At 66.3% G+C, this 13262-nt stretch carries 6 protein-coding genes and 4 pseudogenes; 4 read left to right on the top strand and 6 right to left on the bottom strand.

Annotation, left to right across the window (positions count from 1 at the left end; all coding sequences use genetic code 11):
- The 3 genes from B4I46_RS11355 to B4I46_RS11345 form a co-directional block, all read right to left on the bottom strand.
- On the bottom strand, positions 1 to 652 hold a 652-nt coding region (locus tag B4I46_RS11355), incomplete at its 3' end, for a hydroxymethylglutaryl-CoA lyase (protein WP_414708932.1).
- 20 nt (positions 653 to 672) lie between these two features.
- Positions 673 to 1074 (bottom strand): MerR family transcriptional regulator, encoded by a 402-nt coding sequence (locus B4I46_RS11350; protein WP_043860889.1) that lies wholly within the window; start codon positions 1072 to 1074, stop codon positions 673 to 675.
- Between the two features lie 126 nt (positions 1075 to 1200).
- Entirely contained in the window at positions 1201 to 2127 is a 927-nt protein-coding gene (locus B4I46_RS11345) for a LysR family transcriptional regulator (protein WP_116054822.1), read from the bottom strand.
- 150 nt (positions 2128 to 2277) lie between these two features.
- Between B4I46_RS11345 and B4I46_RS11340 the strand changes: the two are divergent.
- Positions 2278 to 3508: pseudogene (locus tag B4I46_RS11340) on the top strand (acyl-CoA dehydrogenase).
- A gap of 83 nt (positions 3509 to 3591) precedes the next feature.
- On the opposite strand, the pseudogene B4I46_RS11335 reads toward B4I46_RS11340, so the two are convergent.
- The 3 genes and pseudogenes from B4I46_RS11335 to xthA all read right to left on the bottom strand — a co-directional run bounded on the left by B4I46_RS11335 (position 3592) and on the right by xthA (position 6938).
- A pseudogene (locus B4I46_RS11335) lies at positions 3592 to 4569 on the bottom strand (TerC family protein).
- Positions 4570 to 4729: 160 nt separating this feature from the next.
- A complete protein-coding gene (locus tag B4I46_RS11330; protein WP_104572630.1) occupies positions 4730 to 6040 on the bottom strand; it encodes a substrate-binding domain-containing protein in 1311 nt (436 codons plus the stop codon).
- Positions 6041 to 6125: 85 nt separating this feature from the next.
- On the bottom strand, positions 6126 to 6938 hold the full coding sequence (gene xthA / locus B4I46_RS11325) for an exodeoxyribonuclease III (RefSeq protein ID WP_043860884.1): 813 nt from the start codon (positions 6936 to 6938) through the stop codon (positions 6126 to 6128).
- A gap of 156 nt (positions 6939 to 7094) precedes the next feature.
- Here xthA and B4I46_RS11320 point away from each other — a divergent pair, with 156 nt between their 5' ends.
- The 3 genes and pseudogenes from B4I46_RS11320 to B4I46_RS11310 all read left to right on the top strand — a co-directional run bounded on the left by B4I46_RS11320 (position 7095) and on the right by B4I46_RS11310 (position 13220).
- Positions 7095 to 7739, top strand: a complete 645-nt coding sequence (locus B4I46_RS11320) for a GNAT family N-acetyltransferase (RefSeq protein ID WP_286900228.1) — start codon at positions 7095 to 7097, stop codon at positions 7737 to 7739.
- A 66-nt stretch (positions 7740 to 7805) separates the two neighbouring features.
- A pseudogene (locus tag B4I46_RS11315) lies at positions 7806 to 9548 on the top strand (autotransporter assembly complex protein TamA).
- Positions 9545 to 13220: pseudogene (locus B4I46_RS11310) on the top strand (translocation/assembly module TamB domain-containing protein). The pseudogenes B4I46_RS11315 and B4I46_RS11310 overlap by 4 nt, the downstream one beginning before the upstream one ends.
- The last annotated feature ends 42 nt before the right edge of the window (positions 13221 to 13262 follow it).

The raw sequence follows: 13262 nt of genomic DNA, 5'->3' as shown, positions 1-13262 counted from the left end.
TGGCCAGCGCCTGGCCGTAGGTATCGTGGAAGTGCCCGGCCAGCTCGGCACGCGGCACCTGCGCGCCGACCACTTCGAACAGGCGGCGGGTGGCGCCCGGGGTGCCGGTGCCGATGGTGTCGCCCAGCGACACTTCATAGCAGCCCATGTCGCGCAGCTCGCGGGCGATGGGGGCGACCTGCTCGGCATCTACCTGGCCTTGATAGGGGCAGCCCAGCACGCACGAGATATAGCCGCGTACCTTCACCCCGTGTTCGCGCGCCGCCTGCATGATGGGCGCGAAGCGCTGCAGGCTTTCGCTGATCGAGCAGTTGATGTTGCGCTGCGAAAACGCCTCGGACGCGGCGGCGAACACGGCCACCTCCTTGACGCCTGCGGCCAGTGCGTCTTCGAAACCGCGCAGGTTGGGGGCCAGCGCCGCATAGGTGGTGCCGGGCTGCTGGCGGATGCTGGCGAACACGTCGGCCGAACCGGCCATCTGCGGTACCCACTTGGGCGAGACGAAGCTGCCCACCTCGATATAGGACACACCGGCGTCGGTCAGGTCATCCACCAGGCGGACCTTGTCCGCCACGCTGATGGGTTGGGCTTCGTTCTGCAGGCCGTCGCGGGGGCCGACTTCTACCAGACGCACATGGGTAGGCAATGACATGGCTAGGGTTCCTGTGGGCCTCAATGGCCGTTTTTCTGATTGTTCAGGGTGGTGGCCAGCGCCTGCTGGCAGCGCTCCTCGGCGGTGTCGAGTTCCAGCTGCATCTGCTGGATGTCGAGCAGTTGCTGTTCGAGCTGGGCGCGGCGCTCGGCGATCTTAGCCAGCATGCTGTGCAGCTGTTTCTGATTGCCGCTGGTGGGGTCGTAGAGTTCGATCAGCTCGCGGCACTCGGCCAGCGAGAAACCGATGCGCTTGCCGCGCAGGATGAGCTTGAGGCTGACCTTGTCGCGGGCCGAATACACACGCTCCAGGCCACGACGTTCGGGGCTGAGCAAGCCCTGCTCCTCATAGAAGCGGATGGCCCGGGTGGTGATGTCGAGTTCGCGGGAAAGGTCGGAGATGCTGTAGGTCTGGCTGCTCATTGCATGGCTCGGGGAAGGGGGCATGCGGCTAAGCTACTGGCTGGTTGACGTATACGTCAAGCAGGCATTCGGGTGTGCCTGTCGCGGGNNGGCTTGACCCGCGATGGCTTCAACGCAGCCTGCAGCTTATGCGCGCGCCTCCCGCTCGTCCTGCGCCACCACCGCCTGGCACAACTCGATCATCTGCTCGCGCATCCAGCGGTTGGCCGGGTCCTGGTCGGTGCTTTCATGCCAGTACAGGTGGGTTTCCAAAGGCGGCACGTCGCCCACCGGCAGGCTCACGTAGTTCAGTTGGTGGCGCCGCGCGAAGCGCTCCGGCACGGTCATCACCATGTCGGTCTGCTGCAGCACCTGCGAGGCCATCAGGTAATGCTGCGAGCGCAGCGCGATCTTGCGCTTGAGCCCCTGCTTGCCGAGCGCCAGGTCCACATACCCCAGGCCGTTGCGCCGGCTGGAGATCTGGATGTGGGTCAGGCTCAGGTAATCCTCCAGGCTGATCCTGTCCCTGGCCAGCGGGTGGCCCTGGCGCATCGCGCACACGAACGGGTCCTGCATCAGCTTGACGTGACGCACCTGCGGGTCGGTGTTCAGCGGTGCATCCACGGCAAAGTCCAAGCGTCCGGCGGCCAATTCCTTGGTGGTCTCGCGGCGCTTGCACAGAAAGCTCTCGATCACCACGTTCGGCGCCAGCCGGCGCAGGCGCTGGAACAGCGATGGCAGCACCACCGCCTCGGTAAGGTCGGTCATGCTGATGCGGAAGGTCTTGTTGGCCTGCAAGGGGTTGAAGATGCGGCTCTCCTGCACCGACACCCGCAGCAGCGACAAGGCATTGCGCACCGGGCCGATGATGTTCTGGGCCATGGGCGTGGGCACCATGCCCTGGGCCGTGCGCACGAACAGCGGGTCGTTGAAGGTCTCGCGCAGCCGCGCCAGCGCATTGGACACCGCAGGCTGGGTGATGCCGACGATCTGCCCGGCACGGGTCAGGTTGGCTTCGGTGTAGATCGCATCGAAGACGATGAACAGGTTCAGATCGACCTTGCTGAGGTTCATGGATGCCGCTCTTGTTGGAGTTATGGCCCGATCATATATCGGTTATGAATGTTTATACACGCCGAGAATAGGCTAGGTGGATTTTGCCCGGTGATCTAGCATCCAAGCCAGATCTCTTAAATCACTCGCCTTTCCCAGCAGGTACCGCTCATGGATTTCGCCTATTCACCCAAGGTCCAGGCACTGCGCGAACGCGTCACCGCGTTCATGGACGCCTATGTATATCCCGCCGAGGCGGTGTTCGAACGCCAGGTTGCCGAAGGTGATCGCTGGCAGCCGACCGCGATCATGGAAGAACTCAAGGACAAGGCCAAGGCCGAGGGCCTGTGGAACCTGTTCCTGCCCGAGTCGCAGCTGGGCGCCGGCCTGACCAACCTGGAGTACGCGCCGCTGGCCGAAATCATGGGGCGCTCGCTGCTGGGGCCGGAACCGTTCAACTGCTCGGCCCCGGACACCGGCAACATGGAGGTCCTGGTGCGCTACGGCAGCGAGGCGCAGAAGCGCCAGTGGCTGGAGCCGCTGCTGCGCGGTGAGATCCGTTCGGCGTTCGCCATGACCGAGCCCGACGTGGCCTCGTCCGACGCCACCAACATGGCCGCACGGGCGGTGCGCGACGGTGACGAGTGGGTGATCAACGGCCGCAAGTGGTGGACCTCCGGCGCTTGCGACCCGCGTTGCAAGATCATGATCTTCATGGGCCTGAGCAACCCGGACGGGCCGCGTCACCAGCAGCACTCGATGATCCTGGTGCCTACCGATGCACCGGGGGTGAAGATCGTTCGCCCGCTGCCGGTGTTCGGCTACGACGATGCGCCCCACGGCCACGCCGAGGTGCTGTTCGAGAACGTGCGCGTACCGTATGACAACGTGCTGCTGGGCGAAGGGCGCGGCTTCGAGATCGCCCAGGGCCGTCTCGGGCCGGGGCGCATCCATCACTGCATGCGTTCGATCGGCATGGCCGAGCGTGCCCTTGAGCTGATGTGCAAGCGTTCGGCCGAGCGCACCGCATTCGGCAAGCCGCTGGCGCGCCTGGGTGGCAACATCGACAAGATCGCCGACTCGCGCATGGAGATCGACATGGCCCGGCTGCTGACCCTCAAGGCGGCCTACATGATGGACACCGTCGGCAACAAGGTGGCCCGCAGCGAGATCGCGCAGATCAAGGTGGTGGCACCGAACGTGGCGCTGAAGGTGATCGACCGGGCCATCCAGATTCACGGCGGGGCAGGGGNNCAGTGCCGACTTCCCGCTGGCCTACATGTACGCGATGCAACGCACCCTGCGCCTGGCCGACGGGCCGGATGAAGTGCACCGCGCGGCGATCGGCAAGTACGAGATCGGCAAGTACGTGCCCCGGGAGATGCTGCGCAGCGGGCACTGAGCCCGCGTCGATGCCCTCGCGGATCGCCTGCTGACCGGGTGGGGCGGGCATGATCCGCGAGGGTATCGACACGCTGCCCGAGGCTACTCCACCCGTTTAACCTCCTCGGCCGCCGTTCGTGTCTTGAACAGCGACAGCAGCACGCCACCGGCCAGCAGCCCGAACGTCACGCACAGCGACAGCAGCGGCGGCACCTTGCCGATCAGGCCGTGGGCGAAGATCTTGCCGCCGATGAATATCAGCACCAGCGCCAGGGCGTACTTGAGGTAAACAAAGCGGTGCACCAGCGCCGCCAAGGCGAAGTACAGCGCACGCAGGCCCAGGATGGCGAAGATGTTGGAGGTGTACACGATGAAGGGGTCCTGGGTGATCGCCAGGATGGCCGGCACGCTGTCTACCGCGAACACCAGGTCGGCCAGCTCGATCAGCACCAGGGCCAGGAACAGCGGCGTGGCGTACAGCAGTGCCCTGGGCTGGCCAGCCGGCTTGAGGCGCACGAAGAAGCGCGCCCCATGCAGGTCATCGGTCACGCGCATGTGCCGGCGCACGAACCTGATCACCGGGTTGTGTGCCAGGTCCGGGTGCGTTTCGTGGCGGGNNAAACAGCAAGAATGCGCCGAACAGGTACAGTATCCAGTCGAATTCCTGCACCAGCGCACTGCCCAGGCCGATCATCAGGGCGCGCAGCACCACCACGCCCAGAATGCCCCAGAACAGCACGCGGTNNGGTAGCGGCGCGGGATGCCGAAAAAGCCGAAGATCATCGCCATGACGAACACGTTGTCCATCGACAGCGACTGCTCCACCAGCAGCCCGGTGTAGAACTCCAGCGCGCTCTGCGCACCCAGCTCCAGCCACACCCAGCCACCGAACAGCAGCCCCACGCTGAAGTAGGCCGAGTACAGCAGCAGGCTTTCGCGCATTTCGATGTCGTGCGGGCGACGGTGCAGCACGCCAAGGTCCAGGACCAGCAGAGCCACCACCAGGGTGATGAACACCAGCCACAGCCACACGGCCGTGCCCAGGAAGTCGTCGAAGAGAAATAACGGCAGAGCGCTCATGAGCCCCTCCTTGTCGTCGTAGTTGTATGAAAACAACTGTGACTCCGACATGGCGGCGATCAGCCGTCAGAGGGGCCCGGTGTCACTGAGCCAAAGCCTAGCTCGCCTCTGGAAAGGGTGAGGGGGGAGGCTGTTACAAATGGTTTCCCGGGTGGGTGGGTCAGTAGACCCAGACTTCCACGCGGCGGTTGCGGATTCGGCCTTCCTCGGCGGCATTGGTCGCCACTGGCATCTGACCGCCCAGGCCCGTCACTTCGCGCAGGTTCACCCCTTCGCGCACCAGTTCGCGGCGTACCGCCATGGCCCGCAGCCGCGAGAGCAGGGCGGCGCGGTCGGGGTCGTCCTTGGCGTCGCCGAACCCCACCAGCACCACGCTGTGCTGCAGCTTCTGGTGTTCGCGCAGGTACTCCAGCACGCGCTGCACATCGCGCAGCGCCTTGTTGTCGAGGCTGGCGCTGCCTTCCTGGAAGCGGAAATTGACATTCAGGCGCCTGGCGTTGGCGATCAACTGGCGGTACTGCGCCGGCATCCCCGGCAAGGCCTGTACCTGGACCGGCCGCACCTGCTGTGCGACGAACCCGCTGCTGGCCACGATGGCCTGGCCCGCTGCGCTCTGGGCGAACTCCACCAGGGCACTGGCCAGCGGGTTGCGCTGGGCGGGCGGCAGGTACAGGTACAGTCGCCGCGACAGCGGGTAGTCTTCGCTGGCCACCAGGGCGGGGGTCGGCAGCATGGCCTGGGAGGTGCCGTCGACGATGGCCAGCACCTTGGCCCCGTGCACCGACGCCAGGCTGCTGAAACCGATGGCCTGGCGGTCGGCACTGACCTCGTCGGCCAACTGCTCGCCGGACTCGAAACGCCTGGCGTGGCTGGCCAGCGAATACTGCTGGGCGTCCAGCACCAGGGCCTTGAAGGTGTCGAAGGTGCCCGAGCGGTCATCGCGGGCGTAGAGGTGGATCGGCCCGCTGCCGGCGCCCAGTTCATCCCAGGTGGTGATGCGGCCGGCGAAGATCTGCGCCAGTTGCGTGGTGCTCAGCTGGGGCAGCGGGTTGTCCGGGTGCACGATGACGGCCACGCCATCGAGGGCGATGACCTGTTCGGCGTCGGCACTTTTCAGGTCGCCCAGCGCGTGCAGCGCCTGCTGCTCGCTGTCGTTGATCGGGCGTGAGGTGGCCGCCAGGTCGGCGTCGCCGCTTTTGAGCGCAGCAAAGCCGGTGCTCGAGCCATGGGCGGCAATGCTCACGCGCAGTGTCTGACCCTGTGGCGAAACCCCCTGCACCCACACCTCGTTGGGCCGTGCCCCGGGCAGGGTCTGGATCGACCGGGCGCCCTGGGCCTGCAGTAGGCCGCGTACCAGCGCGGGGCCGAGCACGCTGCCCACGGTATTGGAGCCTTGCAGGCGCAGGCTGGCCGGCTCGGCGCAGCACAGCGCCGGCAGCAGGCCAAGCAGCAGACAGAAAGATCGCAACATTGCCGGGGATGCTCTGCACTCAAGATGGTGAGCGCAGATTAAGACAGATCGATGACAGTCCAATGACTGCCATCGAGCGCATGGCTCAGTTCAGTTCCAGCCAGATCGGCGCATGGTCGGAGGGTTTCTCCATGGCGCGCAACTCGTAGTCGACCCCGGCGGCCTTGATGCGCGGCAGCAGTGCCTGGGAGGTCAGGATCAGGTCGATGCGCAGCCCGCGCTTGGGCTCGTCCTCGAAGCCGCGGCTGCGGTAGTCGAACCAGCTGAAGCGGTCGGCCACTTCCGGGTGCAGATGGCGGAAGCTGTCGGTCAGGCCCCAGTTCTTCAGGCGCGCCATCCACTCGCGCTCTTCGGGCAGGAAGCTGCACTTGCCGGTCTTCAGCCAGCGCTTGGCATTGTCTGGGCCGATGCCGATGTCGCAGTCCTCGGGCGAGATGTTCACATCGCCCATCACCACCAGTGGCTGGTCGTTCTGGAATCGGGACTCGAGCAGGGCCTGCAGGTCTTCGTAGAAGCGCTGCTTGGCCGGGAACTTGGTGGGGTGGTCGCGGCTTTCGCCCTGGGGGAAGTAGCCGTTCATGATGGTGATGGGGTTGCCGTGCTCGTCGGCGAAGGTGCCCCAGATGAAACGCCGCTGCGCGTCCTCTTCATCGGTGCTGAAGCCCTTGACCAGGCTCAGCGGCGCCTGGCGCGACAGCAGGGCGACACCGTAGTGGCCCTTCTGCCCGTGAAAGTGCACGTGGTAGCCCAGCGCCTGCACCTCGGCCAGCGGGAACTGCTCGTCGGACACCTTGGTTTCCTGCAGGCCGATCACGTCCGGCTGGTGCTTTTCGATCAGCGCGGCCAGTTGATGGGGGCGGGCGCGCAGGCCATTGATGTTGAACGAGACGATCTTCATGGGGGGGCGCAATCCTGGGCAAATCGGGAATGCTAGCCGATGGCGCCCGGCGTGTCAGCACGCGTGGCGTCCTGGCCTATAGTCAAAGGGAACGTTGGCCAGCGCGCACTACTCAGAAAGAGGCATTGAAGCCCACCAGGAGAGTCACCATGTCCGATNNCCCCTGCCGTACCGGCCGAAGTTCGTCAGCTCGACAGCGGCTACAGCCGTGAGGCGCGCTCGCTGCTGTACCAGGCCTACCGGCATGAGCCGACCTTTCGCTACCTGTTCGAGGCCGATCGCCCCGGCTACGACCATCGCGTGCGCGCCACGGTACGCGAGCTGGTGCGTCAGCATTTCTTCCAGGACCTGCCGGCGCTGGGCCTGCTGGTGCAGGACCGGCTGATCGGCATTGCCCTGATCGCCCCGCCGCAGCGGCGCCTGGGCATCACCGAGAGCTGGGCGTGGCGCCTGCGCATGCTGCTGAGCGCCGGCCTGCGCTGTACCCGGCGCTACCTGGACTACCAGGCCGCGGTCATGGCCTGTGTGCCGGGCGACGCGGTGCATGTGCTGCCGCTCCTGGGCATTCACCCGCAGTTCCAGGGCCATCACTATGGCGAACAGTTGCTGCTGGCGCTGCATGACTGGTGCGCCGAGGACGAACAGTCCGAAGGGGTGGTACTGAATACCGGCAATGACCACTACCTCGAGTTCTACAAGCGACAGGGCTACCTGGAAATCGGTGAAATTGCTGTAGGACCAATCCGCGAGCATGTGTTTTTTCATCCCAATCCCCAGCGTTTGCGCCAGGCACAGGCCTGAAGGGGTGGTGTATCAGACCGTCGGCGAGCTGCGGGCAACCGCCAAGCTCTGGTAGCATCCGCGCCTATGACGTATTCAGGACGATTCACCTGCGGGTTGATTTTATGGGTTGCCAGCTGCGCGGTGTACGCACAGAGCGAGCTGGTAGTACGCATCAAGCCCGCCAACAACGAGCTCAAGGCCAACGTCGAAGGCTATATCGGCAGCCTTGGCACCCGCGATGAAGAAGCGCTGCTGCGCTTCAGCCGCGGCGCCGTGGAGCAGGCCAGAAAAGCCGCCCAGGCGCTGGGCTACTACCAGGCGCAGATCGACAGCCAGGTCAAACCTTCGCCCAAGGCCGACAAGGGCCCGCAACTGGTGCTCAGCATCGAGCNNGGGCGAGCCGGTGCGCCTGCGCGAGGTGACCGTGCGCGTCGAGGGCCCGGCCAGCGAGATGACGGCCTTCCGGGTTCCTTCGAGCAAGGCGCTGCGGCCTGGGGCTGTGCTCAACCATGGCAACTACGAGGACGCCAAGCGGCTGATCCAGAACCAGGCCTCGCGCTACGGTTTCTTCAGCGGGCATTTCCTGCGCCAGCGCCTGGCGGTCGACCCGGCGGCGGGTGTGGCGGATATCGAACTGGTGTACGATAGCGGCCCGCGTTACCAGCTGGGCAAGGTCCGCTTCGAAGGCGACGCGCCGTTCGACGAGAGCCTGCTGCAACGCATGGTGCCCTTCAAGCAAGGCACCCCCTACGACTCCGAACTGATCGCCGAACTGAACAACGCGCTGCAATCGAGCGGCTACTTCGAAGGCGTGCGGGTCGACGCTGCGCCCACTGCCGCCGTGGCGCAGAGCATCCCGGTAGAGGTGCAACTGCAAACCCGCAAGCCCCGCACCATGGGCCTGGGCCTGGGCTTTTCGACCGACGTCGGGCCGCGCGGCAAGGCCAACTGGACCCGCCACTGGGTCAACCCGCAAGGCCACAGCTATGGCCTGGAAACCGAGCTTTCGGCGCCGCGCCAGAACGTCGGCCTGTGGTACGACATACCGCTCGNNCCCGCCGCTGACCGACAAGCTGCGCTTTGCCGGCGGCTACCAGAACGAAGAGATCGCCGGTACCGACAGCCTCAGCAAACTGCTCACCGTGGGCCCGGAATGGCACAGCAAGCTGCCCAGCGGCTGGCAGCGCGTGGTATCGCTCAAGTGGCAGCGCGAAGAGTACCGTCTGGGTGACGATTCGGGCTTGAGCACCCTGCTGATGCCGGGTGTGAGCTACAGCTACCTGCGCAGCGACAACCGCATCGACCCGCACAACGGGTACCGCTTGCAGTTCGACGCGCAGGTGGCCAAGGAAGGGCTGCTGTCCGACACCAACCTGCTGCATGGCAACGTGCTGCTCAAGGGCCTGACCACCGTGGCGCAGAACCACCGCTTCCTGGGCCGGGTGCAGTTCGGCGGCAGCGCCACCAACGGCTACAAGTCGGTGCCCCCCTCGCTGCGCTTCTTTGCCGGTGGCGACCAGAGCGTGCGTGGCTACGACTACCAGACCCTTTCACCCAAGAACGCCGATGGCGACCGTATCGGCGGGNNGCTACCTGGTGGCCGCCAGTGCCGAGTACCAGTACTCGATCGCCGAGAAGTGGCGCCTGGCGACCTTCGTCGACCAGGGCAACTCGTTCAACAGCCTGGAGCTTCCCAGCCTCAAGACCGGTGTCGGCTTCGGTGTGCGCTGGGTGTCGCCGGTCGGCCCGCTGCGGCTCGACCTGGCCAAGGCGCTGGACGATGACGGCGGCATACGTTTGCACTTTTCCATGGGGCCCGAGTTGTGAGCAAGGTGTTGAAACGCGGCGGGCTGGCCCTGCTGGCGCTGCTGGTCGTGCTGGTGCTGGCCGTGGGTATCCTGCTGGGTACCCAGGCCGGCAGCCGCTGGGCCTTGAGCCTGGTGCCGGGCTTGCAGCTGGACAATTTTCAAGGCCGCCTTGGCGGGCAATGGCAGGCCGATCGGCTGATCTGGCAGCAGGGCGAGGACCGGGTCGAAGTGCTTGCACCGGTGTTTGCCTGGTCGCCCGGCTGCCTGTTGCGCATGACCTTGTGCATCGACCAGCTGCGCGCCGGGCAGGTCAACCTGGACTTCGCCCCCAGCGAGGCAGCGCCCGACAGCGGGCCGCTGCAGTTGCCCAGCCTCCAGTTGCCAGTGGCGATCGAACTGGGCGAAGTACAGGTCGGCCAGTTGCATCTGGACGGCAGCGAGCAGTTGAGCCAGTTGCAACTGGCTGCACACTGGACCGCCCAGGGCCTGCAGATCGACAGCCTGAACCTGCAACGCGAAGACCTCAGCCTGAACCTCAGCGGCCTGCTGCAACCGGTGGGTGACTGGCCGTTGCAGCTGCAGGGTCAGGTGCAACTGCCGGCCATCGACGACCAGCCCTGGCAACTGGCGGTGCAGATAAAAGGCGACCTGCAGAAAAGCCTCGACCTGCAGGCCGACAGCAGCGGCTACCTGCAAGGGCGCCTGGCGGGTCAATTGCGGCCCCTGGCCGAGCACCTGCCGGCCCAGGTACGCCTGAGCGCCACCGGCTTCAAGCCATCGGCCGGATTGCCGGACACCCTGCAGTTCGAGCAGCTGGAACTCAGTGCCTATGGCGACCTGGCAAAAGGTTACCAACTGGTGGGCGCCGGCCGCCTGCCGGCCGAGCAGGGGCCGATCAGCCTGAGCCTGCGTGGCCGGGTGGATGCCAAGGGCGCCCAGATCGCCGCCCTGGACCTGAGCGCCGCCGCGCAGCAGCGTGTCACGCTCAGCGCCACTGCCGACTGGCAGAGCGGTCTGGTTGCCGATGCCAGCATCGACTGGCTGGACTTCCCGTGGCTGCGCCTGTACCCGCTGGACGAGGCTCCGCAGGTCACGCTGCGGCGCCTGAACGCCAAGGTCAACTACCGCGACGGCAACTACCAGGGCGATTTCAGTGGCGACCTGGACGGGCCGGCAGGTGCCTTCAAGGTCAGCAGCCCGTTCAAGGGCGACCTGGGCCAGGTCAGCCTGCCACAGCTGGCCCTTGAAGCCGGCCAGGGCAAGGTGGCCGGCAGCGTCGCCGTGCAGTTTGCCGAGGGCGTGGCGTGGGACGCGGCACTGGAATTGTCGGCGCTCAACCCGGCGTACTGGCTGGCCGAGCTGCCGGGCACCCTGGCGGGCCCGCTGCGCAGCAAGGGCGAACTCAAGGGCGACACGCTGCGCCTGAATGCCGATCTGGACCTCAAGGGGCGATTGCGCGGCCAGCCCGCCGTGCTGCAGGCCAAGGCCGACGGTGCAGGCGAGAACTGGACCCTGGGCACCTTGCTGATCCAGCTGGGGGACAACAAGATCAACGGCAGCGCCAGTGTGCAGCAACGCCTGGCCGGTCAGCTTGACCTCAACCTGCCGCGCCTGGGCCAGCTGTGGCCGCAACTGCAAGGCCAGCTCAAGGGCCGGCTCGATGTGGCCGGTACGCTCAAGGCGCCGCAGGGGCAACTGACCTTGCAGGGCCAGCAACTGGGCCAGGCCGAAAACCGCGTGCAACGCCTTGACCTGGACGCCCGGCTGGACAGCGCCCAGCGTGCCCTGATCGACCTGCAGGCCGGGTCGATCCGCCTGGGCGAAACCAACCTGGGCACCCTGACTGCCAAAGGCCAGGGCGACATTGGCAAGCAGCAATTGCACCTGGCCCTCGATGGGCCGCAGCTCAAGCTCGACCTGGGCCTGGACGGTCAGCTCGACAAGGGCAACTGGCGCGGACGCCTGGCCAGCGGCCAGGTGCAGGCGGGCGGGCAGGACTGGCAGCTGCAGGCACCGGCCAGGTTGCAGCGCCTGGCCAATGGGCAGGTGGATTTCGGCGCCCATTGCTGGCGCTCCGGGCAGGCCAGCCTGTGTGGTGAAGACCAGCGCCTGATGCCCGACCCGCGCCTGCGCTACCACCTCAAGCAGTTCCCGCTGCAAAGCCTGGCGCAGTGGTTGCCCAAGGACTTCGCCTGGCAGGGCATGCTCAATGCCGACATCAACCTCGACCTGCCGGCCAGCGGGCCCAAGGGGTCGATCGTGGTAGACGCCAGTGGCGGCACCTTGCGGGNNGCGGGAAAAGGATCGATGGCTGGACTTCCCGTACCAGGCGCTGCGCCTGAACAGCACCCTGGGCCCGCGCCGCGTGGACACGCGCCTGGAGTTCGTGGGCGGGCGCCTGGGCGAGCTGACCCTGTCGGCGCGTATCGACCCACTGGCGCGCAACAAGCCGCTGAGCGGAGACTTCCGCCTGAGCGGGCTGGACCTGTCGGTGGGCCGGCCGTTCGCGCCGATGGTCGAGCGCCTGGCTGGTCAGCTCAACGGCAGCGGACAGATCACCGGTACGCTGCTGGCGCCCCAGGTCAACGGCAACCTGACGCTGAGCAATGGCGAAGTGTCGGGTGCCGAGTTGCCCATCAGCCTCAGCGACCTCAGCCTGCGGGCACAGATCGCAGGCGAGCAGGTGCAACTGGGCGGCGAGTGGAAGAGCGGCCCGGTCGGCCAGGGCCGCCTGAGTGGCCAGATCGGCTGGGCCCAGGGCCTGGCGGTGGAGTTGCAACTGCAGGGGCAGCGCCTGCCGGTCACCGTCGAACCCTACGCCAACCTGGAGGTGGCGCCGGACCTGAAGATCCAGATGATCGGCGAAAAGCTCGCGGTCACCGGCAAGGTGCTGGTGCCCAAGGGCAAGATCACCGTGCGCGAACTGCCGCCTTCGACTGTCAAGGTGTCGGATGACACGGTCATCGTCGGCCGCCAGACCGAGCAGGGCAAGGCGCCGATGGCCGTGGCCATGGACATCGACGTGGAGGTGGGGCAGGACAAGCTGGCATTCAGCGGCTTCGGCCTGACCGCCAACCTGCTGGGGCGCGTGCACATTGGCGACAACCTCGATACCCGTGGCGAGCTCAGCCTGGCCGATGGGCGCTACCGCGCCTATGGCCAGCGCCTGACCATCCGCCGTGCGCGGCTGCTGTTTGCCGGGCCGATCGACCAGCCCTACCTGGACATCGAGGCCATTCGCCAGACCGACGACGTGATTGCCGGCATCCGCCTCAGCGGCAGCGCCGAACAGCCCACCACCCAAGTGTTTTCCGAGCCGGCGATGAGCCAGGAGCAGGCCTTGTCGTACCTGGTGCTGGGGCGTCCGCTGGGCAATACCGGCGAAGACAACAACATGCTGGCGGAGGCGGCCCTGGGCCTGGGCCTGGCGGGCAGCGCGGGGATTACCGGCAGCCTGGCATCGAGCCTGGGCATCGAGGACTTCCAGCTCGACACCCAGGGCAGCGGCGACAACACCAGCGTGGTGGCCAGCGGCAAGCTGACCGAGCGCCTGAGCCTGCGCTACGGCGTAGGGGTGTTCGAGCCGGCCAACACCATCGCCTTGCGCTACCTGCTCAGCAAGAAGGTCTACCTGGAGGCTGCCAGCGGTATCGCCAGCTCGCTGGATATCTTCTACAAGCGTGACTTCTGATACGGCCCGTCAAGGGCTGCGCACACAACAACGCCAGGCGCG

Source organism: Pseudomonas sp. UBA7500 (genome assembly GCF_002478435.1).
Taxonomy (GTDB): domain Bacteria; phylum Pseudomonadota; class Gammaproteobacteria; order Pseudomonadales; family Pseudomonadaceae; genus Aquipseudomonas; species Aquipseudomonas palmensis.
This window is presented reverse-complemented; position numbering and strand designations above follow the sequence as displayed.